The sequence below is a fragment of the Microbacterium sp. Ru50 genome, from assembly GCF_002920555.1.
Taxonomy (GTDB): Bacteria; Actinomycetota; Actinomycetes; order Actinomycetales; family Microbacteriaceae; genus Microbacterium; species Microbacterium arborescens.
This window is the reverse complement of the sequence record NZ_PQSV01000001.1, coordinates 816,255-836,582: the sequence shown is the minus strand read 5'-3', so window position 1 is coordinate 836,582 and position 20,328 is coordinate 816,255. Positions and strand designations below refer to the sequence as shown.

General features: G+C 69.2%; 20 protein-coding genes. 12 read left to right on the top strand and 8 right to left on the bottom strand.

All coding sequences use genetic code 11. From position 1 onward, the window contains the following. The first annotated feature begins 26 nt into the window (after window positions 1-26). The gene (locus C3481_RS03980) at window positions 27-596 is read left to right on the top strand and encodes a hypothetical protein (protein ID WP_071918316.1); all 570 of its coding nucleotides are present in this window, start codon (window positions 27-29) and stop codon (window positions 594-596) included. 18 nt (window positions 597-614) lie between these two features. On the opposite strand, the gene C3481_RS03975 is transcribed toward C3481_RS03980, so the two are convergent. Both C3481_RS03975 and C3481_RS03970 read right to left on the bottom strand, forming a co-directional pair. Continuing rightward, complete coding sequence (locus C3481_RS03975; RefSeq protein WP_103840861.1) at window positions 615-1,691, bottom strand: LacI family DNA-binding transcriptional regulator; 1,077 nt, start codon at window positions 1,689-1,691, stop codon at window positions 615-617. 91 nt (window positions 1,692-1,782) lie between these two features. Then, window positions 1,783-4,995, bottom strand: a complete 3,213-nt coding sequence (locus C3481_RS03970; protein ID WP_181021876.1) for a glycoside hydrolase family 9 protein — start codon at window positions 4,993-4,995, stop codon at window positions 1,783-1,785. A 170-nt stretch (window positions 4,996-5,165) separates the two neighbouring features. On the opposite strand from C3481_RS03970, the gene C3481_RS03965 reads away from it, so the two are divergent. The 4 genes from C3481_RS03965 to C3481_RS03950 all read left to right on the top strand — a co-directional run bounded on the left by C3481_RS03965 (window position 5,166) and on the right by C3481_RS03950 (window position 9,263). Further along, window positions 5,166-5,576: a barstar family protein gene (locus tag C3481_RS03965; protein ID WP_181021875.1), complete on the top strand. Its 411-nt coding sequence runs from the start codon at window positions 5,166-5,168 to the stop codon at window positions 5,574-5,576. Window positions 5,577-5,631: 55 nt separating this feature from the next. After that, window positions 5,632-6,369, top strand: coding sequence for a response regulator transcription factor (locus C3481_RS03960; RefSeq protein WP_023951628.1), 738 nt, complete (start codon window positions 5,632-5,634; stop codon window positions 6,367-6,369). Next, window positions 6,366-7,838, top strand: coding sequence for a HAMP domain-containing sensor histidine kinase (locus C3481_RS03955; protein WP_023951626.1), 1,473 nt, complete (start codon window positions 6,366-6,368; stop codon window positions 7,836-7,838). Before C3481_RS03960 ends, C3481_RS03955 begins: the two co-directional genes overlap by 4 nt. 123 nt (window positions 7,839-7,961) lie before the next feature. Beyond that, on the top strand, window positions 7,962-9,263 hold the full coding sequence (locus tag C3481_RS03950; RefSeq protein ID WP_103840857.1) for a heparan-alpha-glucosaminide N-acetyltransferase domain-containing protein: 1,302 nt from the start codon (window positions 7,962-7,964) through the stop codon (window positions 9,261-9,263). 53 nt (window positions 9,264-9,316) lie between these two features. Here the strand turns inward: C3481_RS03950 and C3481_RS03945 are convergent, their stop codons facing one another. Together C3481_RS03945 and nrdI are read right to left on the bottom strand one after the other, a co-directional pair. Next, window positions 9,317-9,520: a cold-shock protein gene (locus tag C3481_RS03945; RefSeq protein WP_023951622.1), complete on the bottom strand. Its 204-nt coding sequence runs from the start codon at window positions 9,518-9,520 to the stop codon at window positions 9,317-9,319. Window positions 9,521-9,830: 310 nt separating this feature from the next. Beyond that, on the bottom strand, window positions 9,831-10,277 hold the full coding sequence (gene nrdI, locus C3481_RS03940) for a class Ib ribonucleoside-diphosphate reductase assembly flavoprotein NrdI (RefSeq protein ID WP_064956867.1): 447 nt from the start codon (window positions 10,275-10,277) through the stop codon (window positions 9,831-9,833). Between the two features lie 190 nt (window positions 10,278-10,467). On the opposite strand from nrdI, the gene adhE reads away from it, so the two are divergent. The 5 genes from adhE (at window position 10,468) to C3481_RS03915 (ending at window position 16,181) form a co-directional block, all read left to right on the top strand. Continuing rightward, the gene (gene adhE / locus C3481_RS03935) at window positions 10,468-13,212 is read left to right on the top strand and encodes a bifunctional acetaldehyde-CoA/alcohol dehydrogenase (protein WP_103840855.1); all 2,745 of its coding nucleotides are present in this window, start codon (window positions 10,468-10,470) and stop codon (window positions 13,210-13,212) included. A gap of 61 nt (window positions 13,213-13,273) precedes the next feature. Continuing rightward, window positions 13,274-14,266: an aldo/keto reductase gene (locus C3481_RS03930; RefSeq protein ID WP_064956865.1), complete on the top strand. Its 993-nt coding sequence runs from the start codon at window positions 13,274-13,276 to the stop codon at window positions 14,264-14,266. A gap of 83 nt (window positions 14,267-14,349) precedes the next feature. Beyond that, window positions 14,350-14,640 carry a DUF1905 domain-containing protein gene (locus tag C3481_RS03925; protein WP_083990711.1) on the top strand — a complete coding sequence of 97 codons (291 nt, stop codon included), beginning with the start codon at window positions 14,350-14,352 and terminating at the stop codon, window positions 14,638-14,640. After that, on the top strand, window positions 14,637-15,116 hold the full coding sequence (locus C3481_RS03920) for an A24 family peptidase (RefSeq protein WP_064956863.1): 480 nt from the start codon (window positions 14,637-14,639) through the stop codon (window positions 15,114-15,116). Before C3481_RS03925 ends, C3481_RS03920 begins: the two co-directional genes overlap by 4 nt. Window positions 15,117-15,167: 51 nt before the next feature. Next, window positions 15,168-16,181: a YihY/virulence factor BrkB family protein gene (locus tag C3481_RS03915; protein WP_103840852.1), complete on the top strand. Its 1,014-nt coding sequence runs from the start codon at window positions 15,168-15,170 to the stop codon at window positions 16,179-16,181. Between the two features lie 10 nt (window positions 16,182-16,191). Here C3481_RS03915 and C3481_RS03910 read toward each other — a convergent pair whose 3' ends face one another. Together C3481_RS03910 and C3481_RS03905 are read right to left on the bottom strand one after the other, a co-directional pair. Beyond that, the gene (locus tag C3481_RS03910) at window positions 16,192-16,548 is read right to left on the bottom strand and encodes a DUF6176 family protein (RefSeq protein WP_141097167.1); all 357 of its coding nucleotides are present in this window, start codon (window positions 16,546-16,548) and stop codon (window positions 16,192-16,194) included. 17 nt (window positions 16,549-16,565) lie between these two features. Continuing rightward, entirely contained in the window at window positions 16,566-17,297 is a 732-nt protein-coding gene (locus C3481_RS03905) for a glutamine amidotransferase (RefSeq protein WP_064956860.1), read from the bottom strand. A 97-nt stretch (window positions 17,298-17,394) separates the two neighbouring features. Here C3481_RS03905 and C3481_RS03900 point away from each other — a divergent pair, with 97 nt between their 5' ends. Together C3481_RS03900 and C3481_RS03895 are read left to right on the top strand one after the other, a co-directional pair. Beyond that, window positions 17,395-17,640, top strand: a complete 246-nt coding sequence (locus C3481_RS03900; RefSeq protein ID WP_023951604.1) for a hypothetical protein — start codon at window positions 17,395-17,397, stop codon at window positions 17,638-17,640. Beyond that, on the top strand, window positions 17,630-18,262 hold the full coding sequence (locus C3481_RS03895; RefSeq protein ID WP_103840850.1) for a CYTH domain-containing protein: 633 nt from the start codon (window positions 17,630-17,632) through the stop codon (window positions 18,260-18,262). The genes C3481_RS03900 and C3481_RS03895 overlap by 11 nt, the downstream gene beginning before the upstream one ends. 84 nt (window positions 18,263-18,346) lie before the next feature. Here the strand turns inward: C3481_RS03895 and lpdA are convergent, their stop codons facing one another. Beyond that, a complete protein-coding gene (gene lpdA / locus C3481_RS03890; RefSeq protein ID WP_023951600.1) occupies window positions 18,347-19,747 on the bottom strand; it encodes a dihydrolipoyl dehydrogenase in 1,401 nt (466 codons plus the stop codon). A gap of 9 nt (window positions 19,748-19,756) precedes the next feature. Further along, window positions 19,757-20,311 (bottom strand): copper resistance CopC family protein, encoded by a 555-nt coding sequence (locus C3481_RS03885; RefSeq protein WP_064956858.1) that lies wholly within the window; start codon window positions 20,309-20,311, stop codon window positions 19,757-19,759. Window positions 20,312-20,328: the final 17 nt, after the last annotated feature.

The window sequence follows — 20,328 nt, the reverse complement described above, 5'->3', positions numbered from 1 at the left end:
CGATCCTGACGAGAGGCCCGTCGCCCATGGATGCTCTGTTCTCCGTGATCGGCTTCGCCGTCGCTGTCGTCATGCTGGCGATCGCGGGCGCGAGCGCCGTACTGGCGAGATCGTCCGACGTCGCTGCGGCGTGGCGTCAAGAACGCGCCACGGTGCTCTTCGTCGTATCGACGCAGCGTTGGCGGCGGGTCATGGTGCGCGTCGGGGGTTGCATGATGGCGATCATCGGCGTCATCAATCTCGTCGGTCCGCTCTCCCGTCCGGAGGACTCGCCCGCGAGGCGGATCGTCGGGCTGGGCGCTCTGCTCATCGGCGCGGCGCTCGTGTGGCTGGCGCACGGGATGAGCCGGATGCGGCTCGAGGTCGCCCCCCAGGTGGTCTTCGTCTCGCGGGGTTTCCTGCCGCCGATCCGGGTCGAGCTGGCGGACATCACCCGGCTGCGCCCGCACGTGGCTCATCGGTACAGCGGGGTTCTCGCGAAGTGCGGCCGGCGGACGGCCTTCACGGCGACCTCGGCCATGACGGGCTACGGACAGCTCCTGGCACATCTGAAGGCCGAACGCCCCGACCTGTTCGCACCGGGCGGCTTCCGCTGACGCGACGAAGCTGAGCCGCTACAGGGAGGGAGGTCCCCCGACCGACCCGCCGACCCGGATCGGCATCGGCACGCGTTCGATCCGCGGCGAATCGCCGGGGGCCGCGAGCATCGTCGCCGCCTGCCGCCCCAGCTCGATGTGGGGCAGCGCGATCGACGTGAGCTCGGGCTCGACGGCGCGGGCGTAGGGGCTGCCGTCGAACCCGATCACCGACACGTCGGCGGGGACGCTGAGCCCGGCGTGATGCAGCGCCTGATAGGCACCGACGGCGAGCGCGTCGTTCGCGCACACGAGCGCGGTCGGCGCGTCCCGGGCCTCCGCGAGCATCCGCGACACCGCTCGTCGACCGTTCGCGACATCCCAGTCGTCGTCGATCGCGGTGACACCGGCGAGGGTCGTTCCGGCCGCGGTCAGCACCTGGTCGATCCCCGCCAGCCGCTCGGTCAGCGCGATCGGGTCCCACTCGGGCCAGGCGGCTCCGCCTCGCGAGCCCGCCGGCAGGTCTCCGACGAACCAGATCCCGTCGCGGTGGCCGTGATCCAGCAGCATCCGCGCGGCATCGCGGCCCGCGGCGATCTCGTCGGGCACGACGGCGTCGATCGACCCGTCCACCGTCACGCAGTTCAGCAGGACCGTCGGCACGCCCTCCAGCACTCGCGGCAAGGTGACGGTCCGCGTGAACATCGAGGCGTAGATGACCCCGTCGATGTTGCGGCCGAGAAGACTGTGGAGCAGCTGGTCCTCCAGGTCGGCGTCGCCCTGGGTGTCGACGGTGAACAACAGGGTGTCGTGCTCCCGGAGCTCCTGCATCGCGCCGCGCACCATCGAGTTCGCGAACGAGGTGCTGCTGACGAAATCGGAGACCAGCGCGACCGTGCCTGAGCGCCCGGTGCGCAGCGTCTGCGCGGTGATGTTCGGGCGGTAGCCGAGCTCGTCTGCGGCGCGTCGAACCCGATCGAAGACGTCGTCGGAGAGGCGCTGGTCGGTGCGACCGTTCATCACGAACGAGACGGCGGAACGTGAGACGCCGGCGCGCTCCGCGACCTCCCGCAGCGTCACCCGGGCTGCCCGGCGGGCGGGGGGAGTGTCGGTCATGTCCTCGTTCCGGATGATGGTCGCGCTGTTCGAAAGCTAACACGGACGCGACGGGGCGCTCGCGACCTGGCTCCGAGCGCCCCGTGCGGTGTCAGTCGAGCCGCCGCCGCAGCAAGCAGACTCCCGCCGCCGTGAGAGCCGCGGCGACGCCGGTCAGCACCCACAGCGGAAGCGGGTCCATACCCGACCGTGCAAGGATGCCGCCGGTCGCGCTCGGTGCCGCGGAGCCCGCAGCACCGGAGCCGCTGGGCTCTTCGGATGCCGGACTCGCGGTGACGGTCGCCGTGATGGTCGCGGTCACCTCGGTGCCGCGGGCATCTGCGACGCGGTAGCTCACCGGGTCGGCCGTTCGCTCGAACGCGACATCCGCGATGAACGACACGACGTCCCCGTTCAGCTCGTATCGCCCCTGGCCTTCGACGACGACGGTCGTCGTCGGCGCGCCATCGGCATCGATGAGCGCGAGCGACGCCGCCACGAGCGGAATGTCGGCATCGCCGGCGACGTCGTTGGCGAGCGGATGCACGGCGATCCTGCCACCGGCGGGCCCCGAGGCGACGTCGTCGACGGCGCGCGGCGAGACGGCGACCAAGCCGTCTCCGAGGTCGGCGACGAAGGAGGAGACCCAGGCAAGGGCCGAGTTCCAGTTGACGGTGATCTCGTTGACCGACCAGGCCCCGATGTTGTCGACGTAGCACGCCTGCGGCGCGCAGCCCTGCAGCCAGGCTCCTGCCACCGGGTCCTGGATCGACGAGTTCGGTCCGCCGGCGACCGTGCCCACCGGAGGATTCGGGAGCGCCGGGTCGAGGGCATTGGCGTACCAGCGGCTGTGCTGGTTGCGTGCGTCGTTCGTCCCGTACCCGGTGATGTACGACTGACCGAGCACGTTGCGCCCGAGCAGGTAGTCGAAGCCCTCGACGACCGCATCGGCGTACCGCGGGCGCTGGGTCAGATCGAACGCCGTCCCCAGGACGACCTGATTGTTCAGTACCGATGAGTTCGAGCCCCAGTCGTACAGTCCCTCATCCGGCGCGTACGGCTGGCCGAACGGCTGTGCCCGCTGATCGGCGATCAGACGCTCGGCCGCATCGATCACCGACGCGCGGATGCGGTCGATGTCGGGCAGGTCCGTTGCGAATCGAGCGAGCTGCATTCGTCCGAGGGCCGCGACTTCGCCCCAGTAGAAGCCGCCGGGCTCGAACACGTCGGCCTGATGCAGCGGGTTGCCCTCCACCTCTGCGCGGTAGCGGTCGCTGCCGGTCGTGATGTAGAGCTCCGCCGCCGCCCAGTAGAACTCGTCGGTCACCTCGTCATCGGCGTAGGTGCCGCCGCCCGTGCCGTCCTCTTCCGGCGCGAGCAGGTCGGGGTGTGCGAGGGCGGCGTCGTACGCACGCTCGGCCGCTTCGAGCAGCCGCTGCGCGAACGAGGCGTCGAACGGCTCATACAGGCGGGATGCCTGCGCTGCGGTCGCTGCCAAGTTCAGCGTCGCCGCCGTCGACGGCCGGTGCAGCAGTCGTTCCTGCGGGTCGTCGTGCGGCATGAGCGGCAGTCCCGTCCACGCTCGGTCGTGCACCTTGTGCCAGGCCATTCCGGCGAGCGGGTCGCCGGAGGGCACCTGCATCCGCAGCAGGAACTCCATCTGCCACCGCGCCTCGTCGAGGATGTCCGGGACGCCGTTGCCCCGCTCGGGAACCGCGAGGGTCGAATCGCCCAGCGCGTCCGCCGTGCCGGCGGCGACGGCCCGCTCGTAGGTCGAGAGGACCTGGGCTACCGCGATGCCGCCGTTGACGACGTACTTGCCGTGGTCGCCCGCGTCGTACCAGCCGCCGCGGACGTCATGACGATCGCTGCAGGTCCAGCCGTCCGACCACGGCTGCGGCTCGAGGCACCCGACATTGTCGTCACCCTGATTGGGCGAGGCGCCGATATGACCGGCGGGGCGAGCGTACTCCGCGCCCGCGATGTCGCCGTCGATGTCGATGCCGGAGCGGTTCGTGTAAAAGAAGCGCATCGAGTCGGCGCGCAACGACTGGAAGAGGTCGGCGGAGATCGCGAAGGGATGGCTGATGTCCGTGCCGACCCGGAGCCGCACATCGACCGCTTCTTCGGTGACGTCGCTGAAGTCGATCCGGTGGACGGACGCCCCGGCGCTCGCGTCGAAGCCGGCCGGCTCGGTCTCGCCCATGGCGAGAACGGATCCGTCCGGCGCTTCGAGGGTCCACGGCAGCGGCGCGGCGGCGTCGGACACGACGGTCGCGCGCTTGGGGCCCTGGGGTAGATACCCGACCTGATTGACCTTGACGGCGGGGCCCGGATCGGCAGTGTACGAGTAGACGGTGCCCCGGAGTGATATCTCGTCGAAGCAGATCTCGGTGCCGGCGGGCACCGCGCCGAGTCGGAACTGCACCTGGCCGAGGTGGTAGTCGGCGGCGGGCGTCGTCGTGAACGCGATGTCGAACGACTGCGGCTGGGTGTCCAGTGTGAAGGACTGCTCGAGCCAGTCGGTCGGCGATGCGCCTGTGTAGGTCCCGACCTTCGCCGAGGCGGTCGCGATGGACGAAGCGGATGCGGTGAAGCTCAGGCGAAAGTCCGTCTCACCGGGCAGGAAGATGTCGTTGTGGCCGAGGAGAACGTCCCACAGATTCGGCGTCTGCTCGGTCACCGTCGCACACATCCGCTGGCCGGGGTTCGACAGCGACACGGGGCCGCTCGTCCACCACGGGTTCGTGCTGTCGTCCAGCGTAGGATTCGGGAGCAGCTCGTCGTCGCCGATCGGGGTGACCGGGGGAGTCGGGGCGTCGTGGGCGACGAGACTCACGTCATCGACGCAGAATCGCGTGGCGCCGTTCGCGCCGAGGCGGAACTGCAGCTCCGACACGGTGCCCTGTCCCAGGTCGCGTGCTGTGAACTCCGCGCGGATCAGCTGCCAGTCGTCGGTCAGCTGGGTGCTCTGCGCGAGGTACGTCGTGTAAGCGGCGTCGGGGACGGTGGGGGCGACCTGAGCGACGACCGTGGCGGTCGCATCAGCGCGGACTCGCGCCGTCAGCGTGTAGGCGGCCCCGTCGACCAGAGCGAGGTCGCTCTGACCGATCAGCACATCCCAGGGGTTCTCGGTGTCGGGCACCCCGGCGCAGAAGGCGCCGGTCGCGGTGTCGAAGCCATCGACGCCGGCCGACCACCAGGGCTCATGACCCGTCGAGAAGTCCCCGTTCCGGAGTAGCTCGGCCGGCGCCGCCGCAGCGGCCAGCGGGGCCGTGGTCATCGCTGCCCCCACGAGCAAACCCGTCGTGATCACGGACGTCACGCGTCTCCTGTGACGCTGTCTCATTGCTTCCATTCAAGCTCCTTCGCTCGTCTGAGAGCGCTCCCAGGGAGCGCTCTCACGCACGCTAGCAGAACGGTCCTGGCCGTGGCCCGCCTGTTTCGGCCTCGCCTCGCGGGCGCGTCATCGTCATGGGCGGCTAGCCTCGGCGTGTGAATCGTCCGCCGTCCGCTGCCGTCGACCTGCGCATCGAGGGGGCGCGCGTCCGCGACATCCCCTCGCTCTACGCGGAGCTCAACCGCGTCTTCATGCCCGACGAGGACTGGACTCTCGGGGAGAGCCTGGACGCCCTCGACGACCTGCTCTACGGCGGGTTCGGCGTCCTCGCCCGCGCGTCGTCCGCCCGCGTCGTGTGGGCTGATGCGACCGCCTCGCGGCAGGCACTGGGCGTCCCGCTCACTCGGGCCTACCTGGCCGCGAAGCTCGAGCGCCCAGACGTGTACGCGGCGGCGCCGGCACGCGCCGCGCTGGACGATCTCGATCGGGGCGCCGGGAAGACCTACTTCGACCTGGTGCAGGACGTGTTCGCCGGCCACCCCGAGCTCGACCTCGTGCTCGCCTGAGATTTGTCGCGGGTTCTCTTAACGGGCGCATATCGTCGCACGGGAGCATGAAGACATGTCGCTCTCGTCGTCCCCGCTGTCCGATCCCGCGATCCGCGTGCTCGTCGTCGATGATGAGCCGAACCTCCGCCATCTGCTCGGAGCGGTGCTGTCTCGGCAGGGCTGGCAGGTGGAGGTCGCCGCGACGGGGGCGAGCGCCATCGAGACCGCGCGTCGCATGAGGCCGCATCTGATGGTCCTCGATGTCGTGCTGCCCGACATCGACGGAGTCGAGGTGCTGCGTACGCTCCGGAGCGAGCTGAGCGAGACCATGGTCCTCTTCCTGACGGCCAACGGAACCGTCGCCAATCGCATCACCGGCATCGCTGCCGGTGGCGACGACTACGTGGCCAAGCCCTTCAGCGTCGAAGAGGTCGTCGTGCGCCTTCGCGGACTGCTGCGGCGCAGCCCCATGCTCATGCAGGGCGCTCCGACGCCGATGCTCGAGGTCGGCGATTTGAGGCTGAACGAGGACAACCACGAGGTCACGCGGGCAGGGGAGCAGATCCGGCTGACGGCGACGGAGTTCTCGCTGCTGCGCTTCCTGATGCTCAACGCCGACCGGGTCCTCAGCAAGGAGCAGATCCTCGATCGCGTCTGGGAGTATGACTTCGGACGGGAGTCGAACATCGTGGAGATCTACATCTCTTATCTGCGCAAGAAGATCGATCACGGGCGTGAGCCCATGATCCACACGCTGCGTCGCGTCGGCTACATCCTGCGTGCAGCTCCGACCGCTCCGGCTTCATCGTGACGCCTGCGCGGCTGGGAGGCCTGCGCACCCTGCGTGGGCGCTCGGTCGCGATGATCTCCGGGCTCCTTCTGGCGTCCGTCACCGTCTTCGGCGTCGTCTCCGTAGCCATCCTGCGGCAGAGTCTCGTCACCCAGGCCGAGTCGACGCTGTACCTCGCGAACGACACAGCCATCGGGCAGACTCTCACGGCCGTGGACGCGAGCGGAAGCGTTCCGACGTTCGACGACGTGTCACTCGCAGTTCCCTCCGACGGGTTCTTCTTCGTCATCCAGGACGGGGAGGTCGCGGTGTCGGCGTTCTTCACCCGTGACTACACCTACCGTCCGATGACAGAGCGCGAACTCACCCACGTTCGTGACGGGATGGCGGAGAGCGGCTACACCACGATGATGGACGTCGCCGACGACGGCGGGTACCTCGTGACGGCCTCCGATGTCGAGGCGGCGGACGGGCAGGAGCTCACCATCGTCAGCGGTGTGGGCCTCACCGACACCGAGACGGTCGTCCGCACCTACGCCCTCTGGCTCGCGGTCGTCGGGATCGCGATCGCGGCGTTCGCCGCCGTGTTCGGCTGGCGGTGGACCCGGCAGCAGCTCGACCCGCTCGAGCGGGTCGCCGAGATCGCCGATGAGGTGGCGGCCACACCGCTCTCATCCGGCGAGATCGCCCCGCAACGCCGGGTTCCCCGTGACGTGCGGCATCTGGGGTCCGAAACCGACCGCGTCGCCGACGCGCTCAATCGCCTCCTCGACCACGTCGAGCTCTCGCTCAACGCACGTCACCGCGCCGAGGAGTCGATGCGTCGCTTCATCGCCGAGGCGAGCCACGAGCTGCGCAACCCCCTCGCCTCCATCCGCGGCTACGCCGACTTCTACGCGCAACCCGATGCCGGCGCCGACCCCCTCGAGACGCAGGGCGTCCTCCAGCGCATCGGGTCGGAGGCGTCGCGGATGAGCGCGCTTATCGACGACCTGCTCTTGCTCGCGCGTCTCGACGCCGACCCGGTGGTCGCGCGTGACGACGTCGAACTGTCGATGATCGTGGCGGAGACCGCTTCCGACGCGAGGTTCGCCTATCCCGGGCACGTCTGGCGCATCGCTCTGCCCGACGAGGACGTCACGGTGGTCGGGGATGAGGGCGCGATCCGGCAGATGCTGTTGAATCTCGTCGCCAACGCGGGGCACCACACTCCGGACGGAACCAGTGTGACCGTGTCCATCGAGACGACGTCGACCTCCGTCGAAGTGGTCGTCGAGGACGACGGACCGGGAATCGACCCCGAGGCGCTGCCCACCATCTTCGATCGCTTCACCCAGGCGGGGAGCCGGTCGCAGACACGCGGGACCACGGTCGGGCTCGGTCTCGCAATCGTGCAGGCGCTCGCGACAGCCTCGGGCTACGAGGTCTCGGTCACCAGCTCGAGCGCGGGCACGCGATTCGGGATTCGGATTCCGACGAGCACCGCCTGATCGCCGCACGCGACCAGCGCGCTTAATTCGCGCACAGGGCCACGATCTACCGTCGACCGGCCGCGCGGTATCTGCCGCACGCGCCCGTGTCATCATCCGGCCCGTCGCCGAGGAGAGCCTGCCATGTCCCTGCCGACCACCCCGATCGCTCGAGCCCTCGAGTCGACCCGCCGTTCCTTCCGCGACCGTTGGCACGACTTCGGCCGCCCGCCCCGTCTCATGGGCGTCGATGTGGCGCGCGGCCTCGCGATCTTCGGCATGATCGGCGCGCATACCGGGATCGTGTGGATGGTCGCCGGTCCCGACGGCCCCGACCTCGCGGCGATCGTCCAGGGACGATCTTCCATCCTCTTCGCCGTGGTCGCCGGCATCTCCGTCGCTCTCGCGACCGGACGCGGACAGCGTCCCCGGGGAGAGGCACTGCGGTCCGCGCGTCTGCGCATGGCCGGCCGCGCCCTCGTCGTTCTCGCCCTCGGGCTGGCGCTGGAAATGCTCGGCAGCGGGATCGCCGTCATCCTGCCCATCTACGGCATCCTCTCCCTGATCCTCATCCCGTTCCTGGGCCTGCGTCGCCGAACCCTCGCGCTCACCGCGGCCGCGATCGCCGTGGCGGGGCCGACCGTCGTCGCGCTCCTGCGTGCGGTGACGCTCTCGGGCGCCGGCATCCCGCAGGGAATCGGCGGCACCGCGGTCGACTTCCTCCTCAGCGGCTCGTATCCGCTGACCGTGTGGCTGCCCCTGGTCCTCGCCGGGATGGCGCTCGGGCGGCTGCGACTCGACCGGCCGCGGACCGCGGCGGTGCTGCTCGGGTCCGGAGTCGGGCTCGCCGCCTTCGGCTACGGCCTGGGCGACGCGTTCAACGGAACTGTCCGCGGGTGGCTCACGGGATCGGGGAGCGTCTCGTCGTCATCCGCGCTGTCGTCTTCGGGAGTGTCGTCGCTGTTGCCGGGATCATCCTCGTCGATGCGTCCCGACGCGCGCAGCTATCTCGAACAGCTGAGCGAGGTCGATCTGGGAGCCGCGCTGTCTCAGGCGTGGGGTGTGACGCCGCACTCGGGAGGGACATGGGAGATCATCGGGTCGGGCGGATTCGCCTTCGCCGTCGTCGGCGCCTGCCTGCTCGCCGCGCGTCCGTTCCGGGCGCTGCTCGTGCCGCTGGCCGCCGTCGGATCGATGCCCCTCACGGCGTACACGGCGCACGTCGTCTCTTTCGCCGTCCTGATCTCGCCGCTCGCGCTCGCGCCGGGTCTCGCGTCGTGGGACGGCGACCCCGCCGCCAGCGGCTGGTTCTGGATCGGATGCGTCGCGGCCCTTCTCGCCGCGTGTACGACCTGGGCTCTCAGCCGCGGCCGCGGGCCCCTCGAGTCACTCGTGGCCGGCGCCGCGCATCGAGTCGATCGACCCGCGGACAGCGGAGCCCGCTAGAAACGCGGAAGGGGCCGGTCCGATCGGACCGACCCCTTCACTGCGTCGAACGCTCAGAGAGCGCGGATGTTCGTCGCCTGCAGGCCCTTCTGGCCCTGCTCCACGTCGAACTCGACCTTCTGGTTCTCGAACAGGTTGCGGTGTCCAGTGCCGGCGATGGCGCTGAAGTGCGCGAACACGTCCGCGGTGCCGTCGTCCGGAGCGATGAAGCCGAACCCCTTCTCCGAGTTGAACCATTTGACGGTGCCAGTGGCCATGTCGTCATTTTCCTTCTGTGTTCTGGGACCACCGCTGTGATGATCCGGATACCGCTGCGGCCGGGCCGCTGCGGAGTGTGTGGGGGCGAGCAGATACTCGCCGGTGTGGGCGACCGGTCCAGATAGGTGCGGTCGCGGGGCCGAGAGCACGGCCCGGGTGCGTGAGATCGACGGCGGAATGAAACGAAGTGCACGTCGGAGCGAACCGACGGAGAGGCGCGCCGTGACGCACCGACTCTCGAATGCTACGCGATTTCGGACGCCCGTGGGGCGATGCTTCGTGCAATGTCGTCGAAAGACGCGATACGACTCATGGATGCTGCGCGGTGGGGTCGCTCCCGAAGCGCGCATCGAAAGCGGCGAGGATACGAGCGCACTCCAGCACGTCCTCCGGGGTGCCGGCGAGCTCGAACTCGAACACGACCGGACGTCCCGACGCCCGGGCGAGCTCGCGGGCCGCCGCCTGGTAGTGGTCTCCGAAGTTGCGGTTGCCGGAGCCGATGATCCCGACGAGGCGCCGGCGGTTGGCGGGGGAGCGGAGGAAGGCGCGGACTGCTGCCGGCAGAGTCGCGTGAGCATCATTGCCCGCCTTGTAAGACGGTGTCAGCAGGACCCAGGGTCCCGGTGCCTCGCTCGCACGCACCGTCCGCTCGGACAGGTCCCGCACCGGCCGTCCGTCCGAGTCGTGCAGGTTACGCGCGAAGCGGCGGATGAGGTTCGAGGTCGAGGAGAAGAAGTAGACCGGGAGTTGCGCCACGGGGCCCAGTCTGCGCCGGTAGAGCGCCCGAGACAGTGCGGGGCAGCGGGAAAACCCGTATCCGATTTGTTCCGGCCCGGGGACTCTTGTGGTCAGACCACATGAGCCACACTGGGGACACGGGGTCGAGGTCCCTCCATCCCGGATTCGGACACAGACGCGGAGACCGTCCGCGCCGGGAAGGCTCACGATGTCCATCGCCGTCGACGCCCTCGTCACCCGGGCACAGCGTGCCCTCGACGAGTACGCGCACTTCACCCAGGAACAGGTCGACCACATCGTCCGCAAGGCGTCGGTGGCGGCGTTGCACCACCACGGCGAGCTCGCTGTCATGGCGGTCGAGGAGACCGGGCGCGGCCTCTTCGAGGACAAGGCCGTGAAGAACATGTTCGCCTGCGAACACGTCACCCACTCGATCATCGATCAGAAGACCGTCGGCGTCATCGCGCACGACGAGCTCACGGGGATCACCGAGATCGCAGACCCCGTCGGAGTGATCTGCGCGCTGACTCCGGTGACGAACCCGACCTCGACCGCGATCTTCAAGTCGCTCATCGCACTCAAGACGCGCAACCCGATCGTCTTCGGCTTCCACCCGTCTGCGCAGCGCTGCTCGTCGGAGGCCGCCCGCATCGTCCGCGACGCCGCGGTCGCGGCCGGTGCCCCCGCCGACTGCATCCAGTGGATCGAAGAGCCGTCGATGGAGGCGTCCGGCGAGCTGATGAACCACCCGGGCGTCGCCCTCATCCTCGCCACCGGCGGCAACGCGATGGTCCGAGCCGCGTACTCGTGCGGCAAGCCCGCCCTCGGTGTCGGCGCGGGCAACGTTCCCGCCTTCATCGAACGCACCGCCGACGTCGGCCGCGCCGTCAACGACATCGTGCTCTCGAAGTCGTTCGACATGGGCATGGTGTGCGCGAGCGAGCAGGCGGTCGTCCTGGATGGGCCCATCGCCGAAGAGGCGCTCGAGGAGTTCGCCCGCCTGCACGCCTACCGGGTGAGCAGCGAGGAGAAGGCGATGCTCGAGGAGTTCATCTTCGGTGTCACCGCCGACAGCGCCAACTGCGCCGACGCGAAGCTCAATGCGCGGGTCGTCGGTCAATCGCCGGTCTGGATCGCCGAGCAGGCGGGCTTCACGGTCCCTGCGGACACGTCCATCCTCCTGGCCGACGTTGCAGGCGTCGGCCCGCACGAGCCGCTCACGCGCGAAAAGCTCGCCCCCGTCCTCGCCGTGCTCCGTGCCGGGACTCCGGATGAGGGAATCGAGCTCTCGCGGCAGATGGTGGCGTTCGACGGGCTCGGTCACTCCGGCGCGATCCACTCGAACGACGCGGAGGTGATCGCCCGCTTCGCGGAGGTCGTCAAGGCGGTCCGCATCATCGAGAACTCGCCGTCGGCTCTCGGCGGCATCGGCGACATCTACAACGCCTTCCTGCCCTCGCTGACCCTCGGCTGCGGCTCGTACGGTCACAACTCCGTCTCCAACAACGTCTCGGCGGTGAACCTGGTGAACGTCAAGCGCGTCGGACGGCGCAACAACAACCTGCAGTGGTTCAAGATCCCAGCGAAGACCTACTTCGAGCCGCACGCGATCCGGTACCTGGCCGACATGAGGGGAGTCGAGCGGGTCAGCATCATCACCGATGAGACCATGACCTCGCTCGGCTACGTCGACCGCATCACCGATGTCCTGAACCGGCGTGAGAACCGTGTCCAGGTGCAGTTGCTGAACCAGGTCCGGCCCGAGCCGAAGGTCTCGGAGGTCGTGGCGGGCGCGGAGCAGCTGCGCCAGTTCCAGCCCGACACGATCATCGCGCTCGGTGGCGGATCACCGATGGATGCCGCGAAGGTGATGTGGCTGCTGTACGAGAACCCCGAGATCGAATTCTCCGACATGCGGGAGAAGTTCTTCGACGTGCGCAAGCGCGCGTTCACCTTCCCCGAGATGGGCAAGAAGGCCAAGCTGGTCTGCGTCCCCACCACGTCGGGAACGGGCTCGGAGATGACTCCATTCGCCGTCATCACCGACGACGCCACCGGGATGAAGTATCCGCTGGCCGACTACGCGCTGACACCGTCCGTCGCCATCATCGATCCTGAGCTGACGCGCGTGCTTCCGGGTTTCCTCGTGGCCGACGCCGGCTTCGACGCTCTGACGCACGCGACCGAGGCCTACGTGTCGGTGTACGCCAACGACTACACCGACGGGCTCTGCCTGCACGCGATCAAGCTCATCTTCGAGAACATCGAGCGCAGCACGAAGGCGCAACCGGGATCGACCGACAGCGCGGATCGGAAGGCTCGCGAGAAGATGCACAACGCTGCATCGATAGCCGGTATGGCCTTCGGCAACGCGTTCCTCGGGATCGTGCACGCGATGGCGCACGTCACCGGCGCCACGTACAAGCTCGTGCACGGACGGACCAACGCGGTCTACCTGCCGCACGTGATCCGGTACAACGGCACCGTCCCGACGAAGCTCACGAGCTGGCCCAAGTACGAGCGGTACATCGCTCCTGAGCGCTTCCAGCAGATCGCGCAGCACCTCGGGCTTCCCGCCGCGACGCCGGAAGAAGGTGTCGAGAGCTACGCCCGCGCGGTGGAGGATCTGCGTGACCGCGTCGGCATCGAGCGCTCGTTCCAGGCGCAGGGCGTCGACGAGGCCCGCTTCCTCGACAACCTGCACAGCCTCGCGATGGCCGCTTACGAGGATCAGTGCGCCCCCGCGAACCCGCGGATGCCGATGATCGACGACATGAAGACGCTCATGGAAGCCGCGTACTACGGCACCTCGTTCGCCGAGGTGCGCGCCACCCGTGCCGCGGCCGTCGTCGCCGCGGACGCCGCCCTCCCGGCGACTCCCGTCGATGCGCAGACCCCCGACGCACCCGCGAAGAAGGGCAGCGGGAAGGCGAAGGCGGCGCACGGCGCCTGACGGCGATCCGCGGAGCGCAGGGCCGGACCGAGGTGTCCGGCCCTGCGCCTACGCTGTAGCCATGCAGCAGCGCAGCCTCGCTTCGACCTCCCGTTCCGTCTCGGCCATCGGCCTCGGCACCTGGCAGCTCGGTGCCGACTGGGGCGAGGTCGACGACGGCCAGGCTCTGGCCGTCTTGGAAGCGTCCGCCGATGCCGGCGTGACCCTCTTCGACACCGCCGACGTCTACGGCGATGGCCGCAGCGAGACGACCATCGGCCGATTCCTCGCCAGCCGACCCGGCCACGGCATCACCGTCGCAACCAAGATGGGGCGCCGCGAGGCGCAGGTGCCTGAGAACTACAACCGCGAGAACTTCCGTGCCTGGACGGAGCGGTCGCGCCGCAACCTCGGCGTCGACACGCTCGACCTCGTGCAGCTGCACTGCCCGCCGTCGGCCGTCATCGAGTCGGACGACACCTACGACGCGCTCGACGAGTTGGTTCAAGACGGAGCGATCGCCGCTTACGGGGTCTCGGTCGAGACCGCGGCGCAGGCGCTCGCCGCGATCGCGCGGCCGAACGTCACGAACATCCAGATCATCCTCAACCCGTTCCGGTTGAAGCCGCTCGACGAGGTGCTCCCGGCAGCCCGAGCCGCCGGCGTCGCGATCTTCGCGCGCGTCCCGCTCGCGTCGGGGCTGCTGAGCGGCCGTTACACCGAGCACACCGAGTTCGCGGCGAACGACCACCGGTCGTATAACCGCAACGGCGAGGCTTTCGACCGCGGCGAGACCTTCTCGGGGGTGGACTTCGAGACCGGCGTCAAGGCGGCCCGGCGGCTCGCGGCTGCCCTTCCCGAAGGCATCACCCTGCCCGCGGCGACGCTCGCGTGGATCGCGTCGCGTCCGGGCGTCACGAGCGTCATCCCGGGAGCCCGGACGACCGAGCAGGCCCGCGCGAACGCAGCCGCGGCGGCGCTGCTCGATGACGGCACCGATCTGACCGGCTTCTCCGACGCGGTCGCGGAGGTCTACGACGAGCTCCTCCGAGCAGACATCCACCCGCACTGGTGACCGTGCGAGCGGCGTGGCGGGGTGTCTCCTGTGGACACCCCGCCACGCTCGCTTCGGGGGCGGCCTACGCTGATCGCGTGAAGATGGAATTCGACGCGGAGGTGTTCCGCTGGGAGGCCCGCACCCAGGATTGGTACTTCGCGGCGGTGCCGGAAGAGCCCAGCGCCGACATCCGAGAGATCCCGCGGATGCCGCGGGGGTTCGGGTCCGTTCGGGTGCGGGCGACGATCGGCGATTCCACGTGGGAGACCTCGATCTTTCCGGATGCCGGGCGCGGCGGTTACGTCCTCCCGTTGAAGCAAGCGATCCGCCGCGCCGAATCGATCGGATCCGACGGCGTCGTCCGGGTGATACTCGAGGTCCTCGACGCGTGACGCCGCTGGCGATCGCGACGATCGTGGTCGTGGCTGCCTGTGCCGCGCTGAGTGTCGCGCTGGCGGCGGTCGACATCGCGACGCACCGGCTTCCGAACCGCCTCGTCCTCGGATTGACGGGCGCGGCCGCGAGCCTCGCGGTGCTCTCCGCCATCGAACAGGCTTCGATGGGGCCGATCGCCGGCGCGGCGGGCGCCGGAGTCGTGCTGTTCGTCGTCTACTACCTCCTGCACCGGGGCGGTCGGGCGCTGGGCGGGGGAGACGTCAAGCTCGCGGCGGCGATCGGGCTGCTCACGGGCACGCACGACTGGGTGGCGCCGCTCGTCGCGACCGCGCTCGCGTTCTTCTGCGGCGGTCTCGTCGCCGTCGTCGTCATCGCCGCCCGCCGCGGCGACCGGCATACCCGGATACCGTTCGGCCCCTTCATGCTGCTCGGCGCATGGGCAGTCGTCGGGGGTGTCTGGGCCGGGATCTGAGGCGTGTCAAGTGCACGGGGGCGAGGGTGAGCGCCGCGCTATCGTGGCGGCATGGCCGAGTCCACGTTCATCTCCCGCTCGATCGCGTGGGCGCTGCAGCGCAAACCGGTGCGCGCGTTCCTGCTGTACAGCGAGCACCGTGGACCGGTGCTCGCCGACAGCGTCACCTATCGCACCCTGTTCAGCGTGTTCGCCGGCGTGCTGTTGGGGTTCTCCGTCGCGGCGCTCTGGCTTGCCGGTGACCCCGTCGCGTGGCAGGCGCTCATCGACGCCGTGAACCGTGTCATCCCGGGACTCGTCGGAAAGAACGGCCTCATCAAGCTCGACGACATCCAGGCCCCGGCCGGGCTGACCATCGCGGGTGTCATCGCCACCGTCGGTCTGGTCGGTGCGGCGATCGGTGCGATCGGTTCGCTCCGTACCGCCATGCGCGCGATCGCGGATCAACTGACCGATGATGTGCTTTTCGTCTGGGTCCTGCTGCGCAACCTCGCACTCGCGATCGGCATCGGCGGGGCGCTCGTCGCCGCTGCCGGCGTGACGTTCCTCGGGACGGCCGGGGTCGGACTGCTCGCCGACCTCCTCGGTTTCTCCGACGAGAACCCGCTCGTGCAATTCGGCGGCTGGGCCGTGTCGCTGGTGGTGGTGTTCGCCCTCGACGCGGTCGCTGTCGCCGTGCTCTTCCGGGTCCTGTCCGGGGTGAAGGTTCGAAAGCGTGCACTGTGGAGCGGCGCGCTGCTCGGCGCCGCCGGGCTGACGGTGCTGCAGCAACTGTCGGGCCTGTTCGTCGGTGGTGCCACCTCGAACCCGCTGCTGGCGTCGTTCGCCTCACTGATCGCGCTGCTGCTGTGGCTCAACCTGTCATCGCAGGTCATCCTCATCGCGACCGCCTACATCGTCACGGGCGTGCGTGAAGAGGAAGACCGCGTTCGGGCGCGCTTCGGCGCCACCACCTTCCTGCAGCGTCGCGTGCAGCGCGCGGAGGACGCCGTCTCCGCCGCCGGCCGGGAGCTCGAGAAGGCGCGCGAGCTCGAGGCCGAGGAACGCGCGAAAGCGGGCGGCTGACTCGCCGGCCTCAGTCGCCGACGGAGCTCGTCCGAGGAGGGCGCAGTCCGGCGCGGAGGTCCAGGACGACCTCGCTCTCAACCCGCCCGCCCGCGGCCGCGCGCATCACCGCACGGTGCTCCGCGTCGATCGCACGAGGCGACGCATCTGCGACCGCCTGCGAGCGCGCGAGGTCGTCGGTCTGCATGGCGTAGACGATGACCGGACCATCCGTCGTATCGATGATCATCGCGGTCTCGTGCTCGACCCCCTCAGCCGCGAGCGACTCCAGCGCCTCCGCGCGCCGAGGGCCGTCGATCTCGCGCAACCACTCGATGACGCGCTCGCGATGATCGGGGCGAAGACGCCGAGCCACCAAATGGATCACGGCATGAGACTAGCGACCTAGCGCGCGTAGCGCTCGACGAACGCGCGGAGGATCGACCCCGTGTGGGTGACCGGGCTGCGGCTCACGGCGCTCAGGGTGAGGTCGAGCTCGTCAGGCGCGAAGTAGCCGTAGTCGGCGTAGGCGTGGATGCGAGTCGTGATGCCGGCGAGGTCGAGTTCTGGATGGAACTGCGTCGCGTAGACGTTCTCGCCGACCCGGAACATCTGCACGGGGCATGCCTCGGAGGAAGCAAGCAGGACGGCACGGGGAGGAAGGGCCGAGATCGCTTCCTTGTGTCCGACGAAGCCGGCGAACGTCGGCGGCATCCCCGCCAGGAGGGGATCGCGCCGCCCGGCATCCGTCAGCTCGACGTCGACGACGCTGATGGGCTCGCCGAACCGTCGGTCGATCGTCGCCCCGAGAAACGCACCCACCGTGCCGATTCCGTAGCACGCACCGAGGAACGCGGCGTCCTGTGCGACGACCCGTGCCAGAAGGTCGGCGAACTCGGCCTCGACCCGGCGCTGAACGGCGGATTTCTGCTCATACGGATCAGACGCGTTGAACGGGCCACCGCCGACGAAGATGCCCGAGATGTCGTCGAGGTCTATCTCGGGCATCGGTTCCGACTCGAGTCGCACGCGCCGGAGCGAGGCAGGTTCGAGCCCGGTGTGGCGTAGGAAGAGCTCGTACTCTTCGTCGGCGGGCACGTCTTCGGCCCGGGTGGCGAGCAGCACGAACGGCTTCACGCCGAGGGGAGCTTTCGTAGTCGCCGAGCACGCATGGCGCAAGCGTATCGGCCGGTCCGGACAGCGCGGGTATCGTCGGGAGACAGGAGGTCAGAACATGGCTATTGCACGACTGCACGGTGGTCCCCTCGACGGGCAGACCCTTCCGCTGGACGACGACGCGTCAGACCGGCTCATCCTTCCCTACAGCGAGACCCAGGTGGTCTACGAACGCTCCGGCGAGCCGGAGAACACCGGCGAGGGCGACGGACCGACGTCGTCGGAGTTCCACTTCGTCGAAGCCGAGGGCGACATCGACCCCTCGACCGACGAGCGCGACGACCGCGTCACCAGTGACGACTGAGCCGAGCAGCTCGCTCGAGGTCGAGCGGAAGTACGACGTCGGCGACGAGGCGAGCGTTCCCGACTGGTCGCTCCTCCCCGGCGTCGCGACCGTCGGCGCAGCCGAGCCCCGTGAACTCGACGCGCGCTACCTCGACACCGCCGACGGACGACTCGCCGCCGCGCTGACCGCGCTGCGGCGACGCACGGGCGGCCCCGACGAGGGGTGGCACGTGAAGCGGTCCACGCCCGAGGGCAAACTCGAGACCCATTGGCCCCTCGACGACGCCGATGAGGCGGCCCCACCCGACGTGCCGGACGCCATCGTCGCCGAGCTCGCCGAGGTGGCGCAGCCGCCCTTCGAGGTCATCGCCCGCATCCGGAACTCGCGCACCGCCTTCGCCCTGCTCGACGCCGCGGGCGATCTGGTCGCGGAGTTCGTCGACGATCGGGTGACGGCCACGGATGAACGGTCGGGACGAACGAGCTCATGGCGGGAGTGGGAGCTCGAGCTGGGCCCCGCGGCGCCCGCCACCGCGGCCGGTGTCGCCGAGCTCTTCGCAGCTGCCGACGAGCTGGTCGCATCCGCCGGGGGAGCGCCCGCGGCATCCGAATCCAAGCTCGGACGCGCCCTCGGACGCTGAGCATCCCGGGTTCGATCAGCCGCAAAGACGAACGCACCGCCGGCCGAGGCCGAGCGGTGCGTTCGTCTTCTGGCGACGCGAGCGTCAGAGGTTGATCATGTGACCCGCGAGACCGTGGAAGGCCTCCTGAAGGCCTTCCGACAGGGTCGGGTGCGTGTGGACGTTGCGCGCGGCCTCGAGCGCAGTGAGGTCCCACTTCTGAGCCAGGGTCAGCTCCGGCAGCAGCTCCGAGACGTCGGGGCCGATGAGGTGCCCGCCGAGGAGCTCCAGGTGCTCGGCGTCGGCGATGAGCTTGACGAAACCGACGGGCTCGCCCAGGCCGTTGGCCTTGCCGTTCGCCGAGAACGGGAACTTCGCGACCTTGACGTCGTAGCCCGCGTCGCGCGCCTGCTGCTCGGTCAGGCCGAACGATGCCACCTGCGGCGAGCAGAACGTCGCACGCGGCATGTTGCGGTAGTCGCCGAGCGTCTGCGTCTCGGCGCCGCCGATGGTCTCCGCCGCGACGACACCCTGCGCCTCGGCGACGTGCGCGAGCTGCAGCTTGGCGGTGACGTCGCCAATCGCGTAGATGCCCTCGACGTTCGTCCGCATGTGGTCGTCGATGTCGATCGCGCCGCGCTCGGTGAGCTTCACGCCGGTGTTCTCGAGACCGAAGCCCTCGACCCGGGGAGCGAAGCCGATCGACATGAGGACCTTGTCGGCCTCGATCTGCCCCTTCGCGCCGTCGGCGTTGGCCGAGTACGAGACGGTGACCTTGTCGCCCGAGTCGACGATCTGCTCGACCTTGGTCGAGGTGAGGATGTCGATGCCGTACTTCTTGTACTGCTTCTGGATCTCCTTCGAGACCTCGACGTCCTCGTTGGGGAGGGCCCGGTCGAGGAACTCGATGATCGTGACCTTCACGCCGTAGTTCGACATGACGAAGGCGAACTCCATGCCGATCGCGCCGGCGCCGACGATGACGATCGAGTTCGGCAGGTCACGGGTGAGGATCTGCTCCTCGTAGGTCACGACGTTGTCGCTGAGCTGCACACCGGGAAGGAGTCGCACGGTCGAGCCGGTGGCGATGATGACGTTGTCGAACGTGACGGTCTCCTGCGAGCCGTCGGCCTTGGTCACCTGGATCGACTTCGCGTCGAGGAACGACCCGCGTCCCTCGTACTCGGTGACCTTGTTCTTCTTCATCAGGAAGTGGATGCCCTTGACGTGCGTCTCGGCCACCTTGCGGCTGCGGTCGAACGCGGTGCCGAAGTCGAAGTTCACATCCCCGCTGATCCCGAAGAGATCGGCCTTGTGCTTGAAGGTGTGGGCGAGGTCGGCGTTCTTCAGCAGAGCCTTGGAGGGGATGCAGCCGACGTTGAGGCAGACGCCTCCCCAGTACTTCTCTTCGATGATCGCGACGGACTGTCCGAGCTGCGCAGCGCGGACAGCTGCGACATACCCGCCGGGGCCCGCGCCGAGGATGACGACGTTGTAGTGAGGCATGCTCCCAGCCTAGTCCTCGGTGCGCCGCCGAGACGCCGCGACGAGGGCGATGACGAGGGCGATCACACCGGCGACCACGACGACCGCGACGACGATCCAGAACACCGCGGGCAGGCCCTCGGCCGGTGCCGTCTCGGTGGTTCCACCGGCGGGTGCCGTCGGCGCGGCCGCCGGGTCGCCCGCCGTGAACGAGAACTCGCCCGAGACCGGGTGGCCGTCGCTCGAGACCACCCGCCAGCGCACGGTGATCGGGCCCTGGCTGTCTCCGTCGATGGCCTGGGTGGCCGTCGTACCGTCGAGCGCGGGCGTCCCCTCGGCGAGTTCCGTTCCCGCCGCGTCGGTCACCGAGATCGCGTTGACCCCCTCCTCGTCGATGAGCACGCCGCTGAAGGTGAGCGTCACCTCGTCGGGCAGCTCGGACACGGCCGAATCGGCGGCCGGATCGGAGGCCAGCAGCTCGTCGTGCGCGAGGGCGGGCGACGCGGGGGAGGCCGCGGCGAGGCCGAGCACGATGCCGAAGCCCACGAGCAGGCGCATACGAAGAGAAGGAGTGCGTGCAGACATCGCCCCGAGCCTAATCG

Excerpts from the sequence above, each read along its gene's own strand:
- C3481_RS03980 (WP_071918316.1), top strand. The coding sequence starts at position 27 with ATGGATGCTCTGTTCTCCGTGATCGGCTTCGCCGTCGCTGTCGTCATG.
- C3481_RS03975 (WP_103840861.1), bottom strand. The coding sequence starts at position 1,691 with ATGACCGACACTCCCCCCGCCCGCCGGGCAGCCCGGGTGACGCTGCGG.
- C3481_RS03960 (WP_023951628.1), top strand. The coding sequence starts at position 5,632 with ATGTCGCTCTCGTCGTCCCCGCTGTCCGATCCCGCGATCCGCGTGCTC.
- C3481_RS03950 (WP_103840857.1), top strand. The coding sequence starts at position 7,962 with ATGTCCCTGCCGACCACCCCGATCGCTCGAGCCCTCGAGTCGACCCGC.
- C3481_RS03945 (WP_023951622.1), bottom strand. The coding sequence starts at position 9,520 with ATGGCCACTGGCACCGTCAAATGGTTCAACTCGGAGAAGGGGTTCGGC.
- adhE (WP_103840855.1), top strand. The coding sequence starts at position 10,468 with ATGTCCATCGCCGTCGACGCCCTCGTCACCCGGGCACAGCGTGCCCTC.
- C3481_RS03930 (WP_064956865.1), top strand. The coding sequence starts at position 13,274 with ATGCAGCAGCGCAGCCTCGCTTCGACCTCCCGTTCCGTCTCGGCCATC.
- C3481_RS03925 (WP_083990711.1), top strand. The coding sequence starts at position 14,350 with ATGGAATTCGACGCGGAGGTGTTCCGCTGGGAGGCCCGCACCCAGGAT.
- C3481_RS03915 (WP_103840852.1), top strand. The coding sequence starts at position 15,168 with ATGGCCGAGTCCACGTTCATCTCCCGCTCGATCGCGTGGGCGCTGCAG.
- C3481_RS03900 (WP_023951604.1), top strand. The coding sequence starts at position 17,395 with ATGGCTATTGCACGACTGCACGGTGGTCCCCTCGACGGGCAGACCCTT.
- lpdA (WP_023951600.1), bottom strand. The coding sequence starts at position 19,747 with ATGCCTCACTACAACGTCGTCATCCTCGGCGCGGGCCCCGGCGGGTAT.
- C3481_RS03885 (WP_064956858.1), bottom strand. The coding sequence starts at position 20,311 with ATGTCTGCACGCACTCCTTCTCTTCGTATGCGCCTGCTCGTGGGCTTC.